This window comes from Blastococcus saxobsidens (genome assembly GCF_010682065.1).
GTDB classification, from domain to species: domain Bacteria; phylum Actinomycetota; class Actinomycetes; order Mycobacteriales; family Geodermatophilaceae; genus Blastococcus; species Blastococcus saxobsidens_B.
Window position 1 is genome coordinate 1 of the sequence record NZ_JAAGWG010000017.1, and the last position, 24901, is coordinate 24901.

General features: G+C 70.6%; 20 protein-coding genes and 2 tRNA genes. 15 read left to right on the forward strand and 7 right to left on the reverse strand.

Annotated features, from left to right (window positions below):
* Positions 1-61: 61 nt before the first annotated feature.
* Both GCU60_RS12560 and GCU60_RS12565 read left to right on the forward strand, forming a co-directional pair.
* Complete coding sequence (locus tag GCU60_RS12560) at positions 62-649, forward strand: ImmA/IrrE family metallo-endopeptidase (RefSeq protein WP_275585524.1); 588 nt, start codon at positions 62-64, stop codon at positions 647-649.
* On the forward strand, positions 642-1745 hold the full coding sequence (locus GCU60_RS12565) for a hypothetical protein (RefSeq protein WP_163205706.1): 1104 nt from the start codon (positions 642-644) through the stop codon (positions 1743-1745). The genes GCU60_RS12560 and GCU60_RS12565 overlap by 8 nt, the downstream gene beginning before the upstream one ends.
* Positions 1746-1755: 10 nt before the next feature.
* On the opposite strand, the gene GCU60_RS12570 is transcribed toward GCU60_RS12565, so the two are convergent.
* The 3 genes from GCU60_RS12570 to GCU60_RS12580 all read right to left on the reverse strand — a co-directional run bounded on the left by GCU60_RS12570 (position 1756) and on the right by GCU60_RS12580 (position 4317).
* Positions 1756-2331 carry a hypothetical protein gene (locus GCU60_RS12570; RefSeq protein ID WP_163205708.1) on the reverse strand — a complete coding sequence of 192 codons (576 nt, stop codon included), beginning with the start codon at positions 2329-2331 and terminating at the stop codon, positions 1756-1758.
* Between the two features lie 373 nt (positions 2332-2704).
* Positions 2705-3823: a site-specific integrase gene (locus GCU60_RS12575; RefSeq protein ID WP_163205710.1), complete on the reverse strand. Its 1119-nt coding sequence runs from the start codon at positions 3821-3823 to the stop codon at positions 2705-2707.
* A gap of 308 nt (positions 3824-4131) precedes the next feature.
* Positions 4132-4317 carry a helix-turn-helix domain-containing protein gene (locus GCU60_RS12580; RefSeq protein WP_345770565.1) on the reverse strand — a complete coding sequence of 62 codons (186 nt, stop codon included), beginning with the start codon at positions 4315-4317 and terminating at the stop codon, positions 4132-4134.
* A gap of 1107 nt (positions 4318-5424) precedes the next feature.
* On the opposite strand from GCU60_RS12580, the gene GCU60_RS12585 reads away from it, so the two are divergent.
* Positions 5425-6618: a DUF4238 domain-containing protein gene (locus tag GCU60_RS12585; protein ID WP_163205714.1), complete on the forward strand. Its 1194-nt coding sequence runs from the start codon at positions 5425-5427 to the stop codon at positions 6616-6618.
* 277 nt (positions 6619-6895) lie between these two features.
* Here GCU60_RS12585 and GCU60_RS12590 read toward each other — a convergent pair whose 3' ends face one another.
* Together GCU60_RS12590 and GCU60_RS12595 are read right to left on the reverse strand one after the other, a co-directional pair.
* Positions 6896-8359 (reverse strand): HEPN domain-containing protein, encoded by a 1464-nt coding sequence (locus GCU60_RS12590; RefSeq protein ID WP_163205716.1) that lies wholly within the window; start codon positions 8357-8359, stop codon positions 6896-6898.
* 1189 nt (positions 8360-9548) lie between these two features.
* A tRNA-Gly gene (locus tag GCU60_RS12595) sits at positions 9549-9622 on the reverse strand.
* Positions 9623-9766: 144 nt separating this feature from the next.
* Here GCU60_RS12595 and GCU60_RS12600 point away from each other — a divergent pair.
* From GCU60_RS12600 to clpX, 10 genes are all read left to right on the forward strand, one after another.
* Positions 9767-10900: a histidine kinase gene (locus GCU60_RS12600; RefSeq protein ID WP_163205718.1), complete on the forward strand. Its 1134-nt coding sequence runs from the start codon at positions 9767-9769 to the stop codon at positions 10898-10900.
* A complete protein-coding gene (locus tag GCU60_RS12605; RefSeq protein WP_163205720.1) occupies positions 10897-11559 on the forward strand; it encodes a response regulator in 663 nt (220 codons plus the stop codon). Before GCU60_RS12600 ends, GCU60_RS12605 begins: the two co-directional genes overlap by 4 nt.
* A 60-nt stretch (positions 11560-11619) precedes the next feature.
* Positions 11620-12300 (forward strand): DUF2306 domain-containing protein, encoded by a 681-nt coding sequence (locus tag GCU60_RS12610; RefSeq protein ID WP_163205722.1) that lies wholly within the window; start codon positions 11620-11622, stop codon positions 12298-12300.
* Complete coding sequence (locus GCU60_RS12615; protein WP_163205724.1) at positions 12297-13271, forward strand: zinc-binding dehydrogenase; 975 nt, start codon at positions 12297-12299, stop codon at positions 13269-13271. The genes GCU60_RS12610 and GCU60_RS12615 overlap by 4 nt, the downstream gene beginning before the upstream one ends.
* Before the next feature lie 40 nt (positions 13272-13311).
* Positions 13312-14766, forward strand: a complete 1455-nt coding sequence (locus GCU60_RS12620; protein WP_204261956.1) for an amidase family protein — start codon at positions 13312-13314, stop codon at positions 14764-14766.
* Positions 14767-14829: 63 nt separating this feature from the next.
* Positions 14830-14903, forward strand: a tRNA-Pro gene (locus tag GCU60_RS12625).
* Between the two features lie 130 nt (positions 14904-15033).
* Complete coding sequence (gene tig, locus GCU60_RS12630; protein ID WP_163205726.1) at positions 15034-16446, forward strand: trigger factor; 1413 nt, start codon at positions 15034-15036, stop codon at positions 16444-16446.
* Positions 16447-16742: 296 nt separating this feature from the next.
* A complete protein-coding gene (locus tag GCU60_RS12635) occupies positions 16743-17381 on the forward strand; it encodes an ATP-dependent Clp protease proteolytic subunit (RefSeq protein ID WP_430537420.1) in 639 nt (212 codons plus the stop codon).
* 20 nt (positions 17382-17401) lie between these two features.
* A complete protein-coding gene (locus tag GCU60_RS12640; protein WP_163205728.1) occupies positions 17402-18031 on the forward strand; it encodes an ATP-dependent Clp protease proteolytic subunit in 630 nt (209 codons plus the stop codon).
* A gap of 294 nt (positions 18032-18325) precedes the next feature.
* Positions 18326-19600: an ATP-dependent Clp protease ATP-binding subunit ClpX gene (gene clpX, locus GCU60_RS12645; protein WP_163205730.1), complete on the forward strand. Its 1275-nt coding sequence runs from the start codon at positions 18326-18328 to the stop codon at positions 19598-19600.
* 62 nt (positions 19601-19662) lie between these two features.
* On the opposite strand, the gene GCU60_RS12650 is transcribed toward clpX, so the two are convergent.
* Positions 19663-20583, reverse strand: a complete 921-nt coding sequence (locus tag GCU60_RS12650) for a DUF559 domain-containing protein (RefSeq protein ID WP_163205732.1) — start codon at positions 20581-20583, stop codon at positions 19663-19665.
* A 143-nt stretch (positions 20584-20726) separates the two neighbouring features.
* Here GCU60_RS12650 and GCU60_RS12655 point away from each other — a divergent pair, with 143 nt between their 5' ends.
* Entirely contained in the window at positions 20727-21257 is a 531-nt protein-coding gene (locus GCU60_RS12655; RefSeq protein ID WP_163205734.1) for a DUF1697 domain-containing protein, read from the forward strand.
* A gap of 44 nt (positions 21258-21301) precedes the next feature.
* The gene (locus GCU60_RS12660; protein ID WP_163205736.1) at positions 21302-22228 is read left to right on the forward strand and encodes an oxygenase MpaB family protein; all 927 of its coding nucleotides are present in this window, start codon (positions 21302-21304) and stop codon (positions 22226-22228) included.
* A 45-nt stretch (positions 22229-22273) separates the two neighbouring features.
* On the opposite strand, the gene valS is transcribed toward GCU60_RS12660, so the two are convergent.
* Entirely contained in the window at positions 22274-24889 is a 2616-nt protein-coding gene (gene valS / locus GCU60_RS12665) for a valine--tRNA ligase (RefSeq protein ID WP_163205738.1), read from the reverse strand.
* Positions 24890-24901 lie beyond the last annotated feature (12 nt).

Genomic DNA, 24901 nt, shown 5'->3' on the forward strand with positions numbered 1-24901 from the left:
TACCTCGTGGTGGAACTTCCTGCCATGACTCCATCCTTCCCAAGGAACGGAGTCTCCGGACTTGCCGGGGCGGTTCAGTCTGGAGTCGGCCGGTGCTGTTGTCATGGCTGTGGAGCTGGGCGGACCACGTCTGGACGCACTCAGTGATTGGGTGCCCGGACGGCGGCCCGTGTTGCTCATCAACCGGAGCGCGCCTGGGGATCGCCAGCGCTTCACGCTGGCCCATGAAACCGGCCATGCCGTCATGCATGACATGCCCGGCTCAGACGCCGAGGAGCAGGCAGACCGGTTCGCCGCTGAGCTGCTCATGCCCGCCGCCGACATCCGCGCCGCGCTGAGTAAACCCACGCTGGAAGGTCTCCTCCGGCTCAAGGCCCGATGGCGGGTGAGCGCAGCTGCCCTCCTTCGGCGGGCCTACACGCTCGGCTTGATCAGCGACTACGCCTACCGCCGCCTGAACACGGAGATGTCAGCGGCGGGCTGGCGCAGCAGTGAGCCCGCCGCGTTTCCTGCCGAACAACCACGCGCACTCGCCCACGCCTTGCACCAGGCCCGCCAGCGATTCGATGACCACGAGATCGCCCGACACACCCTCTTGCTTCCCGAACAGCTTGAGCCGACCTTTGGAGACCCCGCCGTCCATGACTAACCCCAAAACGTCCCGCTCCACCTCGGTCGTCTCCCAGCTGGCCGATCGTGTGCTCATTCAAGCCAGCTGTCCCGACGCCCTGAAGATTGCGGGAACCGTCGCTCCGATGGCCGGTGGAATGGTGGTAACCGGGCCCGAGGCCCTGCAGGCGGTCGGGCGCATCCGCCGAGCCAACTCCTCGGTTCTGCTCTGCGCCGACACCGCCGCGGAGACACGGGTCGCGGCCACCGCGGAGGCGCCCTTCGAGCTGGGCGAGGCGAACCTTATCGACGAGCCGTCACTGCAGCGGAGCCTCGACGCCCAACGTGAGCGCGGCGCGTCCGTCGCTCTCACGCCCACCGGACACATCGCAGCCGGCGACAGCGCGGCCCTCAAGGCCGCCATCCGTCAGACCGACAAGCTGCAGGACGACGACATCGTCGTGCGACTGCCCTGCGACGTGGCATGGGCGACCAAGACGTACAGCAAGCAGCTGGCCGCCGTCATTGCCACCAGCAACCACCCTGTCGCCCTCTCCCTCGCCGCAGATCAGGACCCCCTGACTCGTGCCGGCGTGGCCGAGGAGCTCTGGGCCATGGCGGCGACGCACCCGCATCTCATCCTCTGGCGCACCGACCTGGCCGGACTGGCTCACCTCGTCAATGGAGGCCTCGCAGCAGCCATCGGGTTCTCCTCCACCCTCCGCCACGGCACCAGCCCCGACCGCCCGGGATTCGTGAACAACCGGCAGGACAGGACGCCGGATGTGCTCCTGCCAGACTGGATGCGTTACATGAAGGGGAGCAAGATCGAAACCGTCTTCGCGGCGACGTCTGCGCCCCGCTGCCACTGCCGCACCTGCCGTGGACAGATGCTGGACCGATTCGACAGCACCACCGCCGACAAGCTGACCGCCCACCTGCACAACGCCGCCGTGTTGCAGCAGCTGATCGGAGCCATCGACCGTCTTGACCGCAGTGCGCGGCACGACTGGTGGCGGCAGTCCGTGGCGCTGGCGTTGACCAAGCACACAGAAGCGACCGCCCAGACCAACGTTCAGCTCAACGCGTCGCGGGCGCTGCGGACCTGGTCTCAGCTGCCGGCCATGGCCGGATGACGTCTGTCGCTCAGCCGCCGAGCACGCGGTCGGTCACTCGCTCGACGAAATGCCACGCTGCAGGCGTGTGCCGGGACGGACGGAACGGCATGGCGTCGATCAGCTGACGTCCGTCGACCGTGCACACACCGACACCCAGTCGCTGCGCCTCTGTAATCACCGGCGTTGCTACGCGATCGCGGTTACTCACCAGCGTTCGACTCATGAACGGCGCGTACTGCGAGAGCTGATGGATCGCCGTCACCGACGGGCCAGACAGCAGGGTCACATGCTTGAGCCGTACCGCGGGAACGAGCCGGCGCACCACCTCGTGGCGGCCCACCTCGCACACACCCACTTGCGCCCGACGCAGTCGACGAATCTGCACCGCCGTAAGGCTGTCCCGCAGCACGGGTAGGTCGCTCGGAAGTTCAGACAACGTCCTCAGCAGATCGCGGTCCGGAACTCCCGTCAACGACACCGCCTCGCGTCGCTGCAACTCATCACGCACCGGATCGAAGAACACCGTGAAGCCGGGCCCCCAGGGCACGGACTCGATGCCGAGGTCTACGACGCCCTGAGCCAACACCCCAAACGCCAGTTCCATCAGCGGCCACCCCGGCGGCCGTCGCTGAGTGCACGGCGGGATCGGCGCGTCGTGGTCAACCGGGTGGATCTGTCGACGGTCCATTTCGGGCTCGACACGCCATGGTTCACCGGCTCCGCACCCCTTGTCTTCGGCCCGTCTCGGCAGACGTTGGGCAACGTGGCGACCATAGCTGCGCAGCCGTCGCCCTCCTCGACGCGGTGGCTACAAAGCTGGGGGCCGAAATTGTGGCGGCCTCGGCTTAACCCGCCTGACGGGGGACGCAGCCACGGCGCTCGGGCTGACCAGGTGCAGGCCGGATGGAGCATCAGCTGTGACGGCCGGTCGTTGGCGTCGCGCTTGACGGGGATCGGTGCGCAGGCGCGGTTGGCTGTCATTTCGCGCCGCGGGCCCCAGCGCTCATGGCAGCAGCCAGAGCGGCGTCTCGCTCCTGTTCGGCGCGCTGGTAACGCAGCGCCGCGGCGGGGGAGGCGTGCCCGAGTCGGTGCATCAACTCCCTGGTGGTGGCGCCGTGCCGGGCGGCGACGGTGGCGCCCCAGCCCCGCAGGTCGTGTAGATGAGAGCCGGGCGGGAGTCCGGCTGCCTCGGCTGCTGGAGCCCACACCCTTGCGGAAAAGTTGTTGCGCCGGATCGGCCCGCCCTTGGGTCCTACGAAGACCAGCCCCTGTGCGCCAGGCTGGGCGTAAGTCGCGAGGTGGTGCTCTAGGTCGTCGATGATGTGCGGCGGGATGGCTACCGTTCGCCGGCCGGCGGCCGACTTCGGCGGTCCATAGGAGCGTCCTTGCCCGATCACGTCGACGACGGAGCTCCGAACGCTCACGGTGCCTGCCGTCAAGTCGAGGTCTTCTCGGCGGAGCGCCGCAAGTTCACCTATGCGCAGGCCCGTCCACGCGGCCAGGAGAATCAGCGCTCGCCAGCGATCCTCGACAGCATCGACGAGCGCCTGGACCTGAGCGAGAGCGAACATCGGTCGCTCGCTGGATCGTTCCTGCCCAGCCCCACGGATGGAGCATGGGTTCCGAGCGATGAGGTTGTCGTCCACCGCCGTGGTGCAGATGGCACGCAGCAGCCGGTAGCACTTTGCTGCCGTGACCTGGCCCGGTCCGTCTGGACCGCTGAGCGTTCCGTACCAGGCCCGGACGGCGGACGCGTCCATCTGGCGCAGTGGCGTCGACCCCAGCGCGGGGACGATGTGGTTCTTGAGCTGTGCCCGGTAGAGCTCGGCTGTGCGGGGGGCCAGCGGTCGGCCGCGGACGAGGCGGGTGTCGACCCACCGTTCGGCGTAAACCTTGAGGGTCTCCTGCCCGGCCTTCGGGTCGATCCAGCTGCCCGAGTCCAACTGGGTCTGCACCTTGGCGAGCCACCGATTGCCGTCAGCCTTGGTCGCGAACGTGTGCGGCGCCGAGACCTGCTCGCCCGAGCCATCCGGGTATCGAGCTTGGTAGCGGCCTGAGGGAAGCCGGCGGACCGTGCCCCAAGCCCTTCGACCCATGATGACCTCCTGCTTCTCTCCGCCGGCATGAGAATGCGGTGGTGCCGACCCGGACGGCGGCGGCTGCGCCGATCGGTGGACAGCCGTCCACCTGTTCCACACAGCACTTGACTTTTTCGGGGTGACGCGTCGCTGGCGAAGCTGGGGGGCTGGTCTCATCTGCGGCGCGTGCGATCTCGCTGCGGGCACGAGGTCGGTTGTGTCGCCGCCAGGACGACGTCCAGGTCGGTGGCGTAGTGACGCGGAAAGATCGTTGGACGGGCCGGAACTCGCTGCCCGGGCCCCTTCCACGCGCGCCGCGAGTTGAGCTACCCCTCGCTGGCGACACGTCCGGCCTCGATGAAGTCGTCGAGGGTCGAACGCTGGAGCCTGACGTACTTGCCGAGCTTGACGTACGTGATCCGCCGTTGAGCGATCAGCCGGCGGACGAACCGCTCGCCGGTTCCCAGATAGTCCCCGGCCTCCGCGACTGTCAGCAGCTGGTCGTGGTGCACCGGGGCAGCCTCCTCGCGGGGGAGGGGCAGCGGGCCGCGGGAGCCCGGAGCCCGAGGTCGCTGCACATGGCCCATCTCGCCCTCCTCGTCATCGGCCCGTGCGCCCGTATCCGACGCCGCGCGCTCACCCGGAGAAGGCGCCATGCTCGGCCGTTTGATGACATCCCCGGCGGAAGTTCGCTGCCTTCGGATCTCCGGCAGCCCGGGCCCATCGCCGACAGGGGCGTGTGTTGACTGCGCCGGCGGTTGCCGCAGTTCCTCCAGTCCAGCGACGGCTCGGGGCAGCGTCCCGCGGTCGTTGCGAAGCGAGTCGGTCCGCCGGTCGTAGCGCGGGCATCGACGGCGTCGCGCTGCGAGGTCCGCACGGCTGAGGGCTTCCGGGGACTGCTCGCTCCGATCGCGGGCGCTGGCACACCGCACGCACTAGGAGCGCTGTTGCGAACGACGGCTACGCGCTGCGCTAGGCCAGTCGTAGGTGCCACCAGCGGCCCAGGAGGTCCACGTGCACGCGATCGGCAGGGAACAGCCGCAGCGATCGGCGTGACGTCACCCCGTCAGCGGACTTCGCACCGAGCACCCCACCAGCTACGGAAGCGCGTCCTCACCTGAGCGCTTTCCCCGGCCATCTCGACTGCCGAACCGCCAAACACCACGACCTGACACACCTCATGCATCCAGGACTCTGCGACCGTCATGCCAGCAGACGGCGAAGGGGTGACAGGGTGCGTGCGCCGGCGCTCGGCTAATCGCGCGAGGGTGACCGGGCGCCTGAGATGGCCCGCCGAGGACCTGGGCCTGGCGTGCTGCCGCTCAGTGGGGCGCCGGTCGGGGTGACATCAGAGACGGCTTGGTCGTCGCCGGCATCCTTGCGCCTTGTCGTCGTCTGTAGCCACCTCCTCTACGGAACGGTTCCGACGTCACCGACGACGCCGATGCCTACTGGAGAAATGCCACCGTGCGGCTCAGAGCCCTGATGGCAGGTCGGGCGCACCACCTTGCGGCAACCAGCACCAAATCCCCGACCCCTAAATGCAAGACGTGTGTCGGCTCGTGATCTTGGTATCTCCAGTGGCTCTTGAGAGCGCCGGACCTAGGGACCACCCTTGCATGTCTAGCCAGAGCTGCGGGGCCGCAGAAGGCACGACGGTTGAGGGGTCTGGTCTCTGCTGCGCGGCCGGAGTGGTGGCGTGGTTCGGCTCGAAGCTGCCGGAACTGTCGGTGGTAACTGGTTCTCTATATGGCGTGAGCAGTAGCCGCCGGAAACGCCATCACGTCGTACCGCGCCTGCACCTTCGCGGCTTCGCGACTTCGGACGGCCTACTCACTCAGATCGACCTCAACACCGGACATCAGCGTGACGTCAGCGTCGGCGACGCCGCCGTGATCCGCGACTTCTACACGGTCGTCCTCCCCGACGGAACTCGGACGGATGCCTGGGAGCGGTGGCTCAGCGATGTCGAGAACGAGATCGCGCCGGCGCTCCGACGGGCCGTCGCGATGCCGACGTTCCAGTTGACTAGTGACGATCGTGAGCGACTCGCTCGGTGGATCGCGCTCCAGTACCTCCGAGGACCATCCAACCGTCGGCAACTGGACGAGATCGCCTCGATGACCATCCGGATGCAAGTCAGCATGGGAGGCCTTGCATATCTGCGGCATGCCATGAGCCAAGGTTTGGGTCGTGACGTCACGATGTCGGAGGCCGAGGATGTCTGGGACGACATCACCTCGCGGGACGGACCTGACATTGCGGTTACCGGTGATGAGCACCTCGAAATTCTCTTGAGGATGTACGACACGGCGAGCGCGACGATTTATGGACGTTCTTGGGGGCGTATTCGGTTCGAACGGCACCGTCTTGCAGTCTCAGATGCCCCCGTGAACCTTGTGCCTGGCGAGGACTACCTTGCAGCAGGTCTCGCCGGGGCCCGAGCGATCACAGTTCCTTTGGACCGTCAGACTTTGTTGTGGCTCGAACTGCCGGGCGAGCTTGGTCCACCGGAGGACCGGGACCTTGAGCCGACCTCTGTCATCGCGCGTGCCCACAACCACATCGCCGTGGCCGGTGCCGAACGTTTCGTCTACTTCCACCCGGCCGACGACCCAATTCCGGCGGACGCCGCCCCGCGGCCTCGACCGAAGCGCCTTGAAGTCGTGGGTGGCGGCTTGGACCTGGTCAACCGAGACCGACCTCTGACAGACGTCCTTGAACAGATCGCAGCACGCAGCAACCGTTCCGCTGACTCTCTAATCGCGGACTATAAGTGGCCAATCTCGGGATACCGACCGCGAGCCTGTTAGCGACGCTTTTGCGAGGTAGCGAGGTAGCGAGGTAGCGAGGTAGCGAGATAGCGCTTCAGCGCTACCGGGAAGCGCGCCCGAGCGGATGCGCGACGACGCGGCAGGGCGAAGCCCTGAGCGTTGACCCGCCGCCCCACAGCGAGGCGCCGGTCCCGCAGAGCGAACCGGTGCAGCCACCGACTCCGCCGTTTGAGCCGGATGTAGCCGATCGATCATCAGAGCGCGACGGCACCGACGCTCGGAGCAGAGAGCATCGAGCATCGAGCATCGAGCGTCGTTAGGAGGAATTCTCTCCGCCTTGGTCAGCGGCGTGCTCAGCGCGCCCTTGACCGCTGATGAGCGAGAGGACCAGGTCGTCGTTCGCGATGCGTCCGATCAGCTCGGGCTTGTCGAGAACTGCACCGAGCAGGGCTGAGAGCACGACAGAGCCGATGGCGTTGGCGCTGAAGGTCTCGCCGAAGGCCTTGACGGTGTTGTTGTCGTTGGCCTTGAGCTTGCCATGGACGATCTTGGAGCGGCGGGCGTAGAGGTTCTTCACGGTTGTGAAGAACAGCTTGGGGTCGGCTCCGAGGGCGTATGCGAGCACGGCCGAGGTCCGCAGTGCGAGCTTGTAGGTGATCTCGTTGGACTCGCTGTCGCCGACAAGGGCCTCGATGCCGATGCAAGCGTCGACGACTGCATCGATGGGGTCGGATCGACACGCGGCCGACAGGAGCCGCCGAGCTGCTAGCTGAATCTCATGGGGAGCGCCGGCAAGAGTCGCGTAGCGGCGCTGGGTCTGATCTTGGGAAAGCGGTTCGGTCCTGCTGCGAGTCGCTAGGTCCTTGAGCCTCGTCGACGATCGTTCGTGAGTCCAAGACCAGCGACCGGCCGCAGGTAGGCCTGCAATCCACCACTCTGCCCAGTTGTTGGGCCGGTAGAGGACATGCTTGATGCCAAAGTTCACCGCTGAGATGGCGCCGACCTGTAGCAGCTGGTCCAGGCCGGCGAGGTTCAGTCCCGTCGGGTCAGCGAATCCTGAGACCGGGTCCAAGGTGACCGGGACCTGCGGATGCACCCAGAGGTGGGTGGCTCCGAGCAGGAGCTGCTCGTCGTAGCGCTCGAGCTGAGACCCAGGCCAGCAAGCCGCCAGCAGCTCGTCGCCGAGTTCTTCGATGCGCACAGAGCCATCTGGCGCGGGGCTATCGAAGGACAAGCCATAGAGCGGCACGAGGACATCAACGGTGAGCATCTGGCCATCTGCCGACTGGCCCAGCAGCCCTCGCTCCAGAAGCAGGTAGTGGTCGGCGAAGACGTCAGCGTCGAAGGACCATCCCGCGATGTGGATGTGGCGATCGACCAGGCGACCGATGAATTCGCTCGCCTTCATCCCAAAGAAGCGCTCGGCCCAGGAGCGCTGCTGCAAGATCTCCCCTCCGCTCAGGTGCTCGAAGTAGGCCGGGACCGAACGGAGGTAGGCGTGGAAGTCGCCGTAGCCGTCGAGGCTCTCGTAGGGAACCTGGTTGGTCGTAGCGACGTAGTCCTCTTCGAGAAGCGAGGCGTAGTTGGGCGGCGGGTCGTTCGAGGTCTGGACCCGAGTTCCGTCAGGGTCCCGCTCGATACGAACGAAGTTCGAGTTCGCCTTCGGTTCCACCCCAGCGTCGATGGCGGCTTTCAGTGCCGGCAGCGCCGAACGAACGCAACGCTCCGCAAGTGCGGCCAGGGTTTCGTCCCACGCCGGGGCGCCGGGAGAAGTGGTCACTTGGTGTCCCCCGTGAGAGCCGATGCCAGCAAGTACCTGCGAGCACCGATCTGGTCGGGCGACCAACCCGGGTCAACGTGCGCCCAGGAGATGAGCGCCGGGGGATGACGTCGCCGGGGGTTGGGCACACTTCATCTTGACCGCTCCTTCACGAAGGCGCTTGGAGCTCTGCCGACGATGAAGCGGTCACGCATGACACAGCACGAGTATTTCTGGAGCTAGCGACCACCTGGCTTGCCTTACCTGGCTCGGCGCATGCCGCAGACCGCAGGCAGCTTGGCGCTGTCTGTGGCGCCCGAAGCCGCCGGGGGCTGCTGGCATCGCAGGATTCGCCGGGCGCAGCAACGACCCGACCGGCCTGTTGGTCAGGCGGCTGCGCAGTTCCCGAGTACTGCGATCACAGGATCACCGGCGCAACCACCGGTAGGGTCGTCCGTCGCCGCGCAGAGGCGTGCTCTTGAGCGATGCGCGGGTTCCAGTGAGCGATCGCTTTGCGGCACGGTCGGGCTCGAACCTGGCAGTCACGCGCGCCTTCGACGTGGCAACGACGGCGGTGTGACAGCGGTCACCCACGGAGCGTGGGCCCTGGCCACACCGAGCTGCGCCGCCAGCACAGGCCCTCTAGCGACGAGCTGTTCCGGATCTAGGGCAGTACGGGATGTAAGGCGACAAGGTCCAAGCTTGGTTGCAGTTCTGGTCGCAGTTGCGGTCAATCCGGGAACATTCGACGCAGTTCGCCGGGATGCGCGAGAAGGGCATCGGCGCTGGTCGGTGCCTGTGTTGTAGACGCCGACGTACTTCGAAGAACGGGATCATGACGGCCTGGCAATGTGAGAGAAACGACGGGTGCGAGGAAAGCCTGCGGAGTTCCGCGTCGGAGCGCGTAGGACTTGAGCACCCGGCGAGGTGGCAGCCCGTACCGGCGATAGCCGTTTCAGTAGGTGGGGGCGTGGCGCCTTCCGCAGCACGATCGTCGGAGGTCGGCTCGACGGCCCTTCTCTGCCGGCTGATGCCCGCCTGCCGGTCGGAGTCTCATGCCGGCGAGCGCTCGGGCCGTGCCTTACGCGTGCCTTAAGCACCGGCCAAAGTCGGTGGTCACCGGTCAACAGGGGGCAGCACCGCAAAGGCACGGAAGGAGCAGTGCTGCCCGGCTGAGCTGCGGGGACGGGCATACGAGCTGGTCAGTACATGGAGCGGGTGACCGGGATCGAACCGGCATGGCCAGCTTGGAAGGCTGGGGCTCTACCATTGAGCTACACCCGCGGGCGCGGCGAGTGCTCGCCGTCCGCGACGAGAGTAGCGCCCGAGGCGCCGGCTCCGGCCACACGGGCCCCGAGCGGGTGAGCGCGTCCGCGTTTCGTACTTCCGGCTGATCAACTGCGACCTCCGGCCTCGTACGGTGACCGCGTGAGTGCGCTGTTGCGTCCCCTCTGGGCCGAGCCCAGGCCCCCCGGCGCGCCCGCCCGCGCCTGGTGGGACTGGGTGCTCGTCGCACTCGGTCTGACCGGAGCGCTGCTCGAGGGCATCCTGCGGCCGGACCTGCCGTCCCGCTGGGTGCAGGTAGTCGTGGTCGCGGCGGTCGTGCCACTGCTGCTGTGGCGCCGCACGCGGCCGCTGCTCGTCCTGGTCGTGCACGTCGTCGCGCTCGACTTCCTCGCCGTCCTCACTGGGGACGACGACGGCATGTACACGGCGGTGGTCGTGCTGCTGCTGGCCTACGCCGTCGTCCGCTGGGGCTCGGGCCGCGAGGTCATGGCCGCCATCCCACTCCTGCTGGTCAGCGCCGCCCTCTCGATGGTCGTCGGGTCGACGAGTGCCGGTGACGCGATCGGCGGCTCCGCGGTGCTGCTCACGGCGGTGGCCCTCGGGGCGGCGTTCCGCTACCGGGCGCGCGCCCGGTCCCGCGAGCTCGACCAGGTGACGCTGCGCGAGCGTGAGCGGCTGGCCCGCGACCTGCACGACACCGTCGCCCACCATGTCTCGGCCATCGCGATCAGCGCCCAGGCCGGCCTGGCGACGGCGGCCACGCGACCGGAGGCCGCCGCCGAGGCGCTCCGGCTCATCGAGGCGGAGGCCTCCAGCACGCTGGCCGAGATGCGCGGCATGGTGCGCACGCTGCGGTCCGACGGCCCGGCGGAGCTGGCCCCCGTCCCGCGGATCCGCGACGTCGCGCAGCTCACCGGCAACGGGGGCGACGGCCCGCCGGTCGACGTCGAGATGGTGGGGGACGTCGACGGCGTCCCCTCGCCGGTGGCCGCGGCGGTCTACCGGCTCGCCCAGGAGTCGATCACCAACGCCCGGCGCCATGCCCGCGGCCCCAGCCGGATCGAGGTGCGCGTGGTGGCCGACGACGACTGGGTGCACGTGCGGGTCGCCGACGACGGTGCGGCCACTCCCGCCCCCCGGGAGGAAGACCCCGGCTTCGGGCTGCGCGGCATGGCGGAGCGCACGCACCTGCTGGGCGGCACCTTCGCCGCCGGCCCCGGCCCGGACGGCGGCTGGACCGTGGCCGCCGTGCTGCCCCGGAGGGGGCCGGCATGAGCGTCCGCGTGCTGGTCGCCGACGACCAGGAGATCGTCCGCACCGGGCTGCGGATGATCCTCGACGCCCAGCCCGGCATCGAGGTGATCGGCGAGGCGGCGGACGGCGCCCAGGCGGTCGAGCTGGCCCGGCGGCTGCGCCCCGACGTCTGCCTGCTCGACATCCGCATGCCCGGCACCGACGGCATCGAGGCGACCCGCCGGCTGGCCGGTCCGGGCGTCGAGGACCCGATCGCCGTCGTCGTCATCACCACCTTCGACCTCGACGAGTACGTCTACGCGGCCCTGCGGGCCGGTGCCCGGGGCTTCCTGCTCAAGGACGCGGGGCCCGATCTGCTCGCCCAGGCGGTGCACGCGGCGGCCCGCGGCGACGCGCTGATCGCCCCGAACGTCACCGCCCGGCTCCTGCACGCCTTCGCCGGTGCCCGGCCGACCCAGCCACCGCTCCAGCCGATCGACCCGCTGACCGACCGCGAGGAGGAGGTCCTCGGGGCCGTGGCGCGCGGCCTGTCCAACGACGAGATCGCCCGGGAACTGCACATCACGCTCAGCACGGTGAAGTCGCACGTCGCCAGCCTCATGGCCAAGCTCGGCGTCCGGAACCGCGTGGAGGTCGCGATCTGGGCCTACGAGACGCACCGGGTACCTGGCCGGAAGTAGGACGCCGGAACCGGTCTTCCGGGCGATGACCGGGCGCGCGCCGATCACGACGATCGGTGCATGACCTCCTTTCCCGCTCCGGGTCGGCGTCGCTGGCTCGTGCCGGCCGCGCTGATCGCGCTGGCCCTCGTGCCGATCGCCGCCGGCGCTGCCCGGCTCGCCGAGCTCTCCGGCGGTGGCGCGCTCCTGCCCGAGCCGCCGCACGCGGTGGAGTCGCCGCTGCCGCTGGTCGTGCACATCGTCAGCGCCGTCGTCTTCACGGTGCTCGGCGCGTTCCAGTTCGTGCCCGGGACCCGCGGACGCCGTCCCGCCTGGCACCGCACCACCGGTCGGCTCGCCGCGCCGGCGGGACTGCTCGCGGCCCTCAGCGGGCTGTGGCTGACGCTCGTCATCACCGACGCCGACGGAGGCCTGCTCACCGTGTTCCGCGCGTCGGCCGGCGCCGGGATGGGCGCGGCGATCGTGCTGGGCGTGCTCGCCGTCCTCCGCCGCGACCTCCGGCGGCACCGCGCCTGGATGCTGCGCGGCTACGCGCTCGGCATCGGGGCGGGGACGCAGGTGTTCACCGCGGGCCTCGGCGCGCTGGTCGTCGGCGAGCCGGGGGAGACGGCCCAGGCCCTGCTCATGGGCGCCGGGTGGGCGATCAACCTCGCCGTCGCCGAGTGGCTCATCCGCCGCCGTCCCCGTCGACCGGCCCCCGGCCGGCCGACCCCCGTCCGCGTGACCGAGGAGGTCCGGTGAAGGCGATCGTGCAGGACAGGTTCGGGCCGCCGGAGGTCCTGCGGTTCGCCGACGTCGAGGTGCCCGCCATCGGGCCGGCCGAGGTGCTGATCAGGGTGCGGGCCGCCGCGCTCAACCCCTACGACTGGCACGTCCTCCGCGGCGACCCGAAGATCGCCCGGCTGCTGGGCATCGGCCTCACCCGGCCGCGGGAGCGGGTGGCCGGGGTCGACGCCGCAGGCGTGGTCGAGGCGGTCGGCGCGGACGTGCGCGACCTGCGGCCGGGCGACGAGGTCCTCGGCTGCGCGCACGGCTCCTTCGCCGAGTTCGCCCGTGCCGCTGCCGACCGGGTGGTGCCGAAGCCGGCCGCGCTGACGTTCGAGCAGGCGGCGGGGCTGGCGCTGGCGGGGCAGACCGCGCTGCGCGGCATCCGGGACGCCGGCGGGGTCGCGGCCGGCTCCCGCGTGCTGGTCAACGGGGCGGCCGGCGGAGTGGGCCACCTCGCGGTCCAGATCGCCGTCGCGCTGGGTGCCGAGGTGACCGGCGTCTGCAGCACCCGCAACGTCGGGTTCGTGCGCGGGCTCGGTGCGGCGCACGTCGTCGACCACACCGCCGAGGACTTCGCCGACGGTTCGCGTACCTACGACGTCATCCTGGACAACGTGGCGAACCGGTCGCTGCGCGACCTCCGCCGGGCGCTCGCGCCGAGAGGCACGCTCGTGGTCAACGGCGGCGGTTCCCCGGGGGAGGTCATCGGTGCCATCGGGGGCATCGCGCGGGCCGTCGTCCTCGACCGGTTCGTCGGTCAGCGGATACGGCCGCTGCCGGACAGGTGGGACCGCCGGCACCTGCTCGCGCTGACCGAGCTGGTCGCGGCCCGGGAGCTCGCCCCGGTCGTGGACCGGACGTACGCCCTGGCCGACGTGGCCGAGGGCCTCCGGCACGTCGAGTCCGGGCACGCCCGCGGGAAGTGCGCGGTGACGGTGTCCTGAGCGGTCGCCGCGGCCCGGGGCGGTGGCTAGCGTGCCGGACGTGACCGACACCACGTGGCTGGACGCCACCGCGCAGGCAGAGCTGGTCCGGGCCGGGGAGGCCACGCCGGCGGAGCTGGTCGAGGCCGCCATCGAGCGGATCGAGCGGGTGAACCCGCAGCTGGACGCGGTGCTGCGTGACCGCTTCGACGCGGCCCGCGCCGAGGCCCGCGGCGACCTCCCGGACGGCCCGTTCCGCGGCGTCCCGCTGCTGCTCAAGGACCTCGGCTGCCACGTCGCCGGCGAGGAGACCCACTACGGGACGTCGTTCCTGCGGGACGCCGGCCATCGATGGCCGAACGACAGCCACCTCGCGCAGAAGTTCCGGGCCGCCGGCTTCGTGGTCCTCGGCCGCACCAACGTGCCGGAGTTCGGCACCACGATCACCACGGAGCCGGCCGCCAACGCCCCGGCCCGCAACCCCCACGACACCGGCCGCTCGACCGGCGGCTCCAGCGGCGGGTCCGCTGCGGCGGTCGCCGCCGGGCTGGTCCCCGTCGCCCACGCCAACGACGGCGGCGGATCGATCCGCATCCCGGCCGCGGAGTGCGGGCTGGTCGGGCTGAAACCGACGCGGGCCCGGGTCAGCCAGGGCCCGGAAGTGGGGGAGAGCTGGGCCGGCGCCACGATCGACGGCGTCGTCACCCGGTCGGTGCGTGACACCGCCGCCGTCCTGGACCTCATCGCCGGGCCGATGCCCGGTGACCCCTACGTCGCCCCGCCGCTCCCGCGACCCCTGGTCGAGGAGCTGGGAGCACCCGTCGGGCGGCTGCGCGTCGGCCTCCTGGACGCCGACCCGGGGGAGCAGTACCTGGACGACCCCGCCTGCCGGGCAGCGGTCGAGGAGGCCGGCCGGCTGCTGGCCGACCTCGGCTGCGACGTCGGGCCGGGGACGCCGGAGGCCATGTTCGAGCCGCTCTTCCCACGGTTCTTCTCCACCACCATCGCCGCCGACGTCGCCCTCACCCTCTCGGCGCTGGAGCGCTCGGCGCTCCGCCGCCCGGTGGAGGACGACGAGCTCGAGCCGCGCAACGTCATGTACCGCGCCCTGGGTCGCAAGCTCTCCGCCGAGGACTACGTCGGGGCGCGAGCGTGGCTGGGCGCCTGGACCCGCCGGATGGCCGCCTGGTGGGCGCCCCGTGAGCTCGGAGGGGAGGGGTTCGACCTCCTGGTGACGCCGACGATCGCCGCGCGGCCGCCGGAGCTCGGCTGGTTCACCGCGGGCGGCGATAGGGAGGAGGGCCGGCGGATCAACAGCCTCATGCCCTACACCTCGCAGTTCAACGTCACCGGTCAGCCGGCGATCAGCCTGCCGCTGCACTGGACCGACGAGGGGCTGCCCGTCGGGGTGCAGCTCGTCGCGGCGTTCGGTCGCGAGGACGTGCTCGTGCGGGTCGCGGCGGCCCTGGAGGAGGCAGCGCCGTGGGCCGGTCGCCGTCCTGCGGTCTCGGCCTGAGCGGGCCGGAGGGGGACGGGCGCACGGGGCAGCTCGGCCGACCGGCCTAGACTCGGGCGGCCACGGGGTGTGGCGCAGCTTGGTAGCGCACCTGCTTTGGGAGCAGGGGGCCGCAGGTTCAAATCCTGTCACCCCGACAGCGGGCGCGCAGGCGGCGCATCCCGCCCCCGCGCTCGTGCCCCCGGCGTCCGTAGACTCGGGGGTCGACCGGCGCCGTCGTCGCACTCTGGCGCCCCATCCGCTGTCTTACCGAGGAGCACTGCCGCTGTGAAGAGCACCATCGAGGAACTGGGCCCCACGCGGGTCCGGATGGCGATCGAGGTGGCATGGGGGGACCTGGACCACGCCTTCGGTGAGGTCTACAAGGAGCTGGGCAAGCAGGTCCGCGTCCCCGGCTTCCGCCCCGGCAAGGTGCCCAACCGCGTCCTCGACCAGCGGATCGGCCGCCCCGTCGTGCTCGAGCAGGTCGTCCAGCACGCCATCCCGGAGATCTACTCCGAGGTCGTGCGCGAGAACCAGGTCCGCGTCCTGGGCCAGCCCGACGTCGAGGTGACCCGCCTGGACGACAACGACACCCTGGCCTTCACCGCCGAGGTCGACGTCGCCCCGCAGCTGAGCCTGCCGGAGCTCGACAGCCTCGCCGTGACCGTCGACGACGTCGAGGTCACCGACGAGGAGATCGACCAGCAGGTCACCGTCATGCGCGAGCGCTTCGGCATGCTGCAGTCGGTCGAGCGCCCCGCCCAGCAGGGCGACTTCGTCTCCATCGACCTCGAGGCGAAGCTGAACGACGAGGTGCTGGAGGACGGCTCCACGACCGGCATGTCCTACGAGGTCGGCTCCGGCAACCTCATGGAGGGCCTGGACGACGCCGTCGTCGGGCTGTCGGCCGACGAGTCGAAGACCTTCCAGACCGCGCTGCTCTCCGGCCCGAACGCCGGCGAGTCCGCCGACGTCACCGTCACCGTCCGCTCGGTGAAGGAGAAGGAGCTGCCGGAGCTGGACGACGAGTTCGCCCAGACCGCCAGCGAGTTCGACACCCTGGACGAGCTCCGCGAGGACGTCCGCACCCGCCTGTCGCGCACCAAGGTCATCGGCCAGGGTGCGCAGGCCCGCGACAAGCTGGTCGAGCACCTGCTCGAGACGATCGAGGTGCCGATCCCCGAGACCCTGGTCGAGCGCGAGGTCGAGTGGCGCAACCGGGCGTTCGAGAACGAGCTGCGCCAGGCCGGCATGGACTGGGACGCCTTCCTGCAGATGTCCGGCGTCGAGAGCCGCGAGGACTACGACGCGGAGCAGAAGAAGAACGTCGAGGAGGCGGTCAAGACCCAGTTCATCCTCGACGCGATCGCCGACGCCCGTGAGGTCACCGTCGACAACGACGACCTCTCGGCGCAGATCATGGCCCAGGCCCAGCGCAACCGGATGAGCCCGGAGCAGTACGCCCAGCAGCTGCAGCAGTCGGGCAACATCGCCGAGTTCGTCGCCGACGTGCGCCGGACGAAGACGCTGGCCCAGCTGCTCGAGCAGACGACGATCACCGACGCGTCGGGCAACACCGTGGACCTCGAGGCCCTGCGCCCCAAGACGGTCCAGGCCCCCGCCGCCGAGGAGTCCGCCTCCGAGGTCGCCGACGAGGCAGCCGCCGACGAGGCCCCGGCCGAGGACGCCGACAAGTAGAAGGACCCCGTCCTCCTCACCCCTCGCAGGCTCGGGGTGAGCCTCTGGACGGGGCCGTGCACGACCGGTGACGCCGCTCCTCCCCACCCGGGGAGGGGCGGCGTCGCGGCGTTTCCGCGGGTGGGCGCTGCGCCGACGGCGAACACCGCCCCGATCGGGAGTGCCTCGTCGGAGGTCCGCGTTAGGGTCGACAGGACTCAGGCGATCGCCGGGGGGAAACCCCCCGGAGGGCCGTTCCGGGCCCCGCACCACCACGATCCACTGCCACGACGCGTCCTACGGAGGTCACCGCACCCGTGAGCACCACTGACCCGATCTTGGCGAGCGCACCCATGATGCGTGGCGCCAGCGGCATGATGAACCTCGGCGACTCCGTCTACGAGCGCCTGCTGCGCGAGCGGATCATCTTCCTGGGCACCCAGGTGGACGACGTCATCGCCAACCAGCTGGCCGCCCAGATGCTGCTGCTGTCCGCCGAGGACCCCAAGCAGGACATCCACCTGTACATCAACTCGCCCGGCGGCTCCGTCAGCGCCGGCATGGCCATCTACGACACGATGCAGTTCATCGACTGCGACGTGGCCACCTACGGCATGGGCCTGGCCGCCTCCATGGGGCAGTTCCTGCTGACCGCCGGCACCAAGGGCAAGCGCTACGCCCTGCCGCACGCGCGGATCATGATGCACCAGCCGTCGGCCGGCGTCGGCGGCACCGCGGCGGACATCGCCATCCAGGCCGACCTGTTCCGCCGCACGAAGAAGGAGCTCAACGAGCTGCAGTCCTTCCACACCGGTCAGAGCATCGAGCAGATCGAGCAGGACTCCGACCGCGACCGGTGGTTCACCGCTCAGGAGGCCCTGGAGTACGGCTTCGTCGACCACGTCGTCAGCCGCGCGGCCATGACCGACAGCGCCAACCCGGTCTCCGACAACTGAGCTCCCGAGGACAGACACAGATGAGCTTCCAGATGCCCTCCAGCCGCTACATCCTGCCCTCCTTCGTGGAGCGCACGAGCTACGGCATGAAGGAGTCGAACCCGTACAACAAGCTCTTCGAGGAGCGCATCATCTTCCTCGGGGTGCAGATCGACGACGCGTCCGCGAACGACGTGATGGCGCAGCTCATCACGCTCGAGTCGAACGACCCGGACCGCGACATCACCATCTACATCAACTCGCCCGGTGGCTCCTTCACCTCGCTGATGGCCATCTACGACACGATGATGTTCGTCCGCCCGGACATCCAGACCGTGTGCATGGGCCAGGCCGCCTCGGCTGCCGCCGTCCTGCTCGCGGCCGGGACGCCGGGCAAGCGTCTGGCGCTGCCCTACTCCCGCGTGCTGATCCACCAGCCCTCGGGCGAGGCCGGCGGTCAGGTCTCCGACCTGGAGATCCACGCCGCCGAGATCGAGCGGGTGCGCAGCCAGATGGAGGAGATCCTGGCGCGGCACACCGGTCGCACGGCCGAGCAGGTGCGCAAGGACATCGACCGCGACAAGATCCTGACCGCTCCGGAGGCCAAGGAGTACGGGATCGTCGACCAGGTGATCCAGAGCCGCAAGCTCAACGCCCTCCCGACCCCCTGACCGGCGCGGGCCGAGCACGCGCGTGACGCGTGTTCGGCCCGTACCGTCGGGGGTTGGAGGGCACGACGGGACAGGAGTGGGACGGCCGGGACGAACACCGGGTGAGTCATTGCCCGAGGTCGTGGACGGCGGCGGGTACGTTCGGCGAACGCCCGATCCCCGGCCCAGTTGCGCCGGGAGGAGAGCCTCGCGGGGCAGCCTGTCAGCGAGGCCGAGCAGGGGCACCACAGCAAGCAAGTCCAACCCGCGGGTACCTGACACGAGGACCGGCGAAACCGATGTGGAGGTCAGCAGGTGGCACGAATCGGTGAGAGCGGTGACCTGCTCAAGTGCTCGTTCTGCGGGAAGAGCCAGAAGCAGGTCAAGAAGCTCATCGCGGGCCCCGGGGTCTACATCTGCGACGAGTGCATCGACCTCTGCAACGAGATCATCGAGGAAGAGCTCTCGGAGTCGTCGGACCTCAAGTTCGACGAGCTGCCGAAGCCCAAGGAGATCCACGAGTTCCTCGACCAGTACGTCATCGGCCAGGACAAGGCCAAGCGGACGCTCTCGGTCGCGGTCTACAACCACTACAAGCGGATCCAAGCAGGCGGTGCCGGCACGTCCCGTGAGGACGCCGTCGAGCTCGCCAAGTCCAACATCCTGCTGATCGGCCCCACCGGCTGCGGCAAGACGCACCTGGCCCAGACGCTGGCGCGGATGCTGAACGTGCCGTTCGCCATCGCCGACGCCACTGCGCTCACCGAGGCCGGCTACGTGGGCGAGGACGTCGAGAACATCCTCCTCAAGCTGATCCAGGCCGCGGACTACGACGTCAAGCGGGCCGAGACCGGCATCATCTACATCGACGAGGTCGACAAGATCGCCCGCAAGAGCGAGAACCCGTCGATCACCCGGGACGTCTCCGGTGAGGGCGTGCAGCAGGCGCTGCTGAAGATCCTCGAGGGGACGACGGCGTCGGTGCCCCCGCAGGGTGGCCGCAAGCACCCGCACCAGGAGTTCATCCAGATCGACACGACGAACGTGCTGTTCATCGTGGGTGGCGCCTTCGCCGGCCTGGAGCAGGTCATCGAGGCCCGCGCCGGCAAGCAGGGCATCGGCTTCGGTGGCGAGATCCGCGGCAAGAAGGAGCTCGAGGAGCTCAACGCCTTCGCCGAGGTCATGCCCGAGGACCTGCTGAAGTTCGGCATGATCCCGGAGTTCATCGGCCGTCTCCCGGTGATCACCAGCGTGAAGAAGCTCGACCGTCAGGCGCTGATCAGCATCCTGACCGAGCCGAAGAACGCCCTCGTCCGCCAGTACCGGAAGCTGTTCGAGCTCGACGGCGTGGAACTGGACTTCACCGACGACGCGCTCGAGGCCGTGGCCGACCAGGCGATCCTCCGCGGCACCGGTGCCCGAGGGCTCCGCGCGATCATGGAGGAGGTGCTCCAGTCGGTCATGTACGACATCCCCAGCCGCGAGGACATCGCCTCCGTGGTGATCACCAACGAGGTCGTGCTGGAGCACGTCAACCCGACGATCGTGCCGCGCAAGCCCACCCGCGCCCCCCGCGAGAAGTCGGCCTGATCCACAGCCCGATCGCTGAACGCCAGAGGCCCAGAACCCACGCGGTTCTGGGCCTCTGGCGTTCACTGGACGAGCCGAGACCGGACGACGGCGACGATCTCGCGCCGGCAGCCCGCCGGGTCGGTCATCGAGCGGGCGTAGCTGAAGCGCAGCACGACCCGGCCCAGCGTGGCGAGCGCCGTGTCGCGACGGAGATCTCGCTCGCGCGCCTCCCGGCTGCCGTGAAACGCCGCCCCGTCCAGTTCCACGGCGACACGCGCCCAGGGCCACGCCGCGTCCAGCCGCACCCAGCTGCCGCTCTCCAGCCGTACCCGGTGCTGGCGGACCGGTGGCGGCACGTCGGGCGGACCGGGGAGCACCCGTACGGCACCCCAGATCTCCAGTTCGCTCTCGCAGCCGTCGGCGAGGAGGTCGAGGAGCGCCAGCAGCGGCGATCTGCCTGGGTGACGTGGTCGACGGTCGGACTCCCGGCGCAGCGCCGCGGCGGGCACGTCACGGCGCCGCACCCCCTCGATCAGTGCCTGGCGCACGACCGGAGCCTGCTGCCGGCTCCGCGGGTTCCGACCGGGGGAGTGGGCGTAGGCCCAGGCGTCGACCAGGCTGCGGACCGGCTCGATGATGTCGACCTCACCGCGCCGGACCGTGACGATCGTGCGGGTGGTGCGGTGGGCCACCACGTCCGGCCGTCGCTCCGGGGAACGCTCGTACGGGACCGTCACGTGAACGGGCCCGGGCTGGGGGTCGGCCATCCCGCACGCGGTGACGGCCGAGAGGTGGCTCAGCGGACCCTCGGCCCAGAGCGACGCGGCGCGTGAGCGGATTCCCCATTCCCCGCTCCGGTCGGGGAGCACGAGCACGCCGGGATGGGGTTGCACCAGGTCGCCACGACGCAGCCAGCGGGCGACGCTGCTCGAGCTGCTCGCCCGCACGACGTCCGCCCGCCGGGCGACGCCGTCGGGCAGGAGCGTGGGGAGCCGGTGCACGGCGCAGAGGGTGGCGCACCGGAGACCCCGGCCGCAGAGGCCCTGTGGACACAGCCCGCCGTTGAACGCTGGGGAGCCGAAGCGGGCACGAATGCGGGACGGCAGCGTTCAACGGCGACCCCGTCGAGGCCTACCCTGCGCCCGTGACCACGCGGTACGTGGCCCTGCTGCGGGCGATCAACCTGGGCGCGACCCGCCGGGTCTCCATGCCGAGGCTGCGCGAGGTGCTCACCGAGCGCGGCTACGAGGGCGTCCGCACGCACCTGGCCAGCGGGAACGTGCTCCTCGACAGCGCGCTGGACGAGGCCGAGCTCGCCGCCGACCTGACCGCGGCCATCGCCGAGGAGTTCGCCCTCGACGTCCCCGTCATCGTCCGCACGGCCGAGCAGCTGGCCGACGTCGTCGCCGCGGATCCGCTGGGCCACCTGGTCACCGAGCCGGCCCGCTACTCGGTCTCCTTCTTCGCGGAGGCCCCCGACCCCGACCGCGTGGCGGCGGCACCTCCGGCGGGCGACGGCGCGTACGAGCTGCGCGGTCGCGAGCTCTACCTGTGGCTGCCCGACGGGATCCAGCGCAGCTCCACGGGCGGGTCGAAGGAGGACCGGCTGCTGGCCGCCTCGGGCACCAACCGGAACTGGAACACGGTCCGGAAGCTGGTCGAGCTCACCCGCTGACCGCGCGACGGCAGGGTCACGGCGGCACGTGGCACATTCGGGGCATGCGCGCCCTCACGTCACTTCCCGAGCAGGCGCGGGAGGCCTTCCGGGCCCGCGTCTCCGGCGACCCGACCGGCGCGCCGGACTGGGTCCGCGACATCGCTCTCGTCGGCACCGGCCCCGGCTGGTTCGAGCCCGACGGGATCGTCTGGCGCGTGCACGGCGACCTGTCCACGCTGGTCGGCGGCGTCGCGGCGCTCCTCGGCCAGGGCGCGCACCCGCTGGCGCTGGCCGGCGTCCAGCGGCACTCGGCCTACCGCGAGGACCCGTGGAAGCGGCTGGCCGGGACCGCCCGCTGGCTGGTGGTGAGCACCTTCGGCTCCGTCGAGCTGGCCGAGCGCGAGGCGGCGCGGGTCCGTGGCATGCACGCGGTCGTCCGCGGCCGGGTCGCCGGCCAGGCCTACTCGGCGTCCGACCCCGCGCTGCTGCGCTGGGTGCACCTGGCCTTCACCGACGCGTTCCTCGCTGCCCAGCAGGCGGTCGGCGCCGACCTGACCCGCCGCTTCGGCCGCGGCTGGCCCGACGCCTACGTGGGGGAGTGGGCCCGTGCCGCGACACAGCTGGGCGCCACCGACCTGCCGACGACGGCCGGCGAGCTGGCCGACGCCCTCGCCGGCTACGGTCCCGAGCTCCGGCCCGTGCCCGGCCACCTGCGCGAGTTCCTGGCCGCCCCGCCCGGCCTGAGCGCGCCGGAGCGGCTGGTCTACCGCGGGTTGTTGGGAGCGGCGGCGTACGTGGTGTCGCCGTCGATCGCCGGGTGCGCCGGGGTTCCGGGGCGCGGTCGCGGCGGCAGGGCGCAGCTCGCCGTCACCCGCGCCCAGCTGCGGGCGCTGGGCCTGGCGCTCGGCCCGTTCAGCCCGTCGGAGGAGGCGGCGCGCTGGCGGCTCGGCATGGGGCCCGCGCCGGCCTGGACCACCGGTCCCGTCTGACGCCCCGCGACGGCCCGCCCAGGGACACCCGGGCGGGCCGCGGCGTCAGGCCTCCGGCACCTCCGCGAGGACGACGTCCACCTGCAGCGGACCGTCGGCGGCGGTGAGCGACAGCTCCGCGATCCGGCCCGCGTTGGCGAGGTCGGCGCGGCCGGCCTCCAGCGCGGCGGCCTGCGCGGCCGGCGCCGTGACGGTCACCTTCTCGACGTCGGCGCGCATCGACACCTTGGCGTCGGACTTGGCCTTGCGAACGAGGGAGAGGACCTCGGCGACCGCCGGGACCACCGCCGGGTCACCGCCCTCCGGCAGCTCGGCGGCGACCGGCCACGGCGCGCGGTGCACCGACCCGTCCTGCCACCACGACCACACCTCTTCGGTGACGAAGGGCAGAACCGGGGCGAACAGCCGCAGCTGCACGTCGAGGGCCCGTGCCAGCGCGGCCTGCGCCGAGGTGGCCTCGGGCCCGTCGCCGTACGCGCGGGTCTTCACCAGCTCCACGTAGTCGTCGCAGAAGGACCAGAAGAAGGACTCGGTGACCTCGAGGGCGCGGGTGTAGTTGAAGGCCTCCAGCGCCGCGGTCGCCTCGTCGACGACCCCGGCCAGGCCGGCGAGCAGCGCCCGGTCGATCGGCTCGGTCACGTCCGCGGCCGTCAGCGACGTCGAGGCGCCCAGGCCCAGCACGAACTTGCCGATGTTGAGGATCTTCATGGCCAGCCGGCGGCCGACCTTCATCTGCGCCTCGTCGAACGGCGAGTCCGCACCCGGGCGGGCGCCGGCCGCGCGCCAGCGGACCGCGTCGGTGCCGTAGCGCTCCAGCACGTCGATCGGGGTGGTGGCGTTGCCCTTGGACTTCGACATCTTCTTGCGGTCGGGGTCGACCACGAAGCCGGAGATCGTGGCGTGCGTCCAGGGCACCGTGCCGTGCTCGAAGTGCGCCCGGACGACGGTGGAGAACAGCCAGGTCCGGATGATGTCGTGGGCCTGCGGCCGCTGGTCCATCGGGAAGACCGCGGCGAACAGCTCGGGGTCGGTGTCCCAGCCGGAGGAGACCTGCGGCGACAGCGACGACGTCGCCCAGGTGTCCATGACGTCCGGGTCGGCCATGAAGCCGCCCGGCTTGCCGCGCTGGTCCTCGGTGAAGCCCTCCGGGACGTCGGACGACGGGTCGACCGGGAGCGCCGACCCCGGCGCCAGGATCGGCTCGTCGTGGACCGGCTCGCCGGCCTCGTCCAGGCGGTACCAGACCGGGAACGGGACGCCGAAGAACCGCTGACGGCTGATCAGCCAGTCGCCGTTGAGGCCTTCCACCCAGTTGTCGTAGCGGTGCCGCATGTGCTCGGGGACCCACTGGATCTCCCGGCCGCGCGAGATCAGCGCGTCGCGCAGGTCGGCGTCGCGGCCGCCGTTGCGGATGTACCACTGGCGGGTGGTGACGATCTCCAGCGGGCGCTCGCCCTTCTCGAAGAACTTCACCGGGTGGGTGATCGGCTTCGGGTCGCCCGCCAGGTCACCGGACTCCCGCAGCAGCTCCACGATCCGCTGCTGCGCGCTGAACACGGTCTTGCCGGCCAGCTCGTCGTAGGGCTGCGCCGGGACCCCGGCCGGCGGGTCGGCCAGGATCCGGCCGTCCCAGCCGACGATCGGCCGGGTCGGCAGCTGCAGCTCCCGCCACCAGGTGACGTCGTTGAGGTCGCCGAAGGTGCAGATCATCGCGATGCCCGAGCCCTTGTCCGGCTCGGCCAGGCGGTGCGCCACGACCGGCACCTCGACGCCGAACAGCGGCGTCCGCACGGTCTTCCCGAACAGCGGCTGGTAGCGCTCGTCGTCGGGGTGGGCGACCAGCGCGACGCAGGCCGGCAGCAGCTCGGGCCGGGTGGTCTCGATGAACACCGGGCTGTCGGGGCCGCTGGCCGGGTCGGGCTGGGCGGAGACGGGATGGAAGGCGATCCGGTGGTAGGCGCCGGGGCGCTCGCGGTCCTCGAGCTCGGCCTGGGCGACGGCGGTGCGGAAGGTGACGTCCCAGAGGGTCGGCGCCTCCTGGGCGTAGGCCTCGCCGCGGGACAGGTTCTGCAGGAACATCCGCTGGGCCGTGGCCCGGGAGGCCTCCGAGATCGTCCGGTAGACGTTGGACCAGTCCACCGACAGGCCGACGCGGCGCCAGAGCTTCTCGAACTCCGCCTCGTCCTCCTCCGTCAGCTGCATGCACAGCTCGACGAAGTTCCGGCGCGAGATCGGCTGCTGGTCCTTGCCCGGCTTCTCCGGGGGAGTGAACGACGCGTCGTAGGGGAGCGCCGGGTCGCAGCGGACGCCGAAGTAGTTCTGCACCCGCCGCTCGGTCGGCAGGCCGTTGTCGTCCCAGCCCATCGGGTAGTAGACGTGCTTGCCGCGCATGCGCTGGTAGCGGGCGACGATGTCGGTGTGGGTGTAGCTGAAGACGTGGCCCACGTGCAGCGAGCCGCTGGCCGTCGGCGGCGGGGTGTCGATCGACCAGATCTGCTCGCGCGGGGCCTGTAGCGCGGCGTCGCGGTCGAAGCCGTAGGTGTCCTCGGCCGCCCAGCGCCCGACCCACTTCTCCTCGAGCCCGTCGATCGTCGGCTTCTCGGGTACGCCACGCACCGCTCCCGGGGCCGCGGCGTCCGGGGTGCTGATGTCGGTGGTCATGCCCCTCATCGT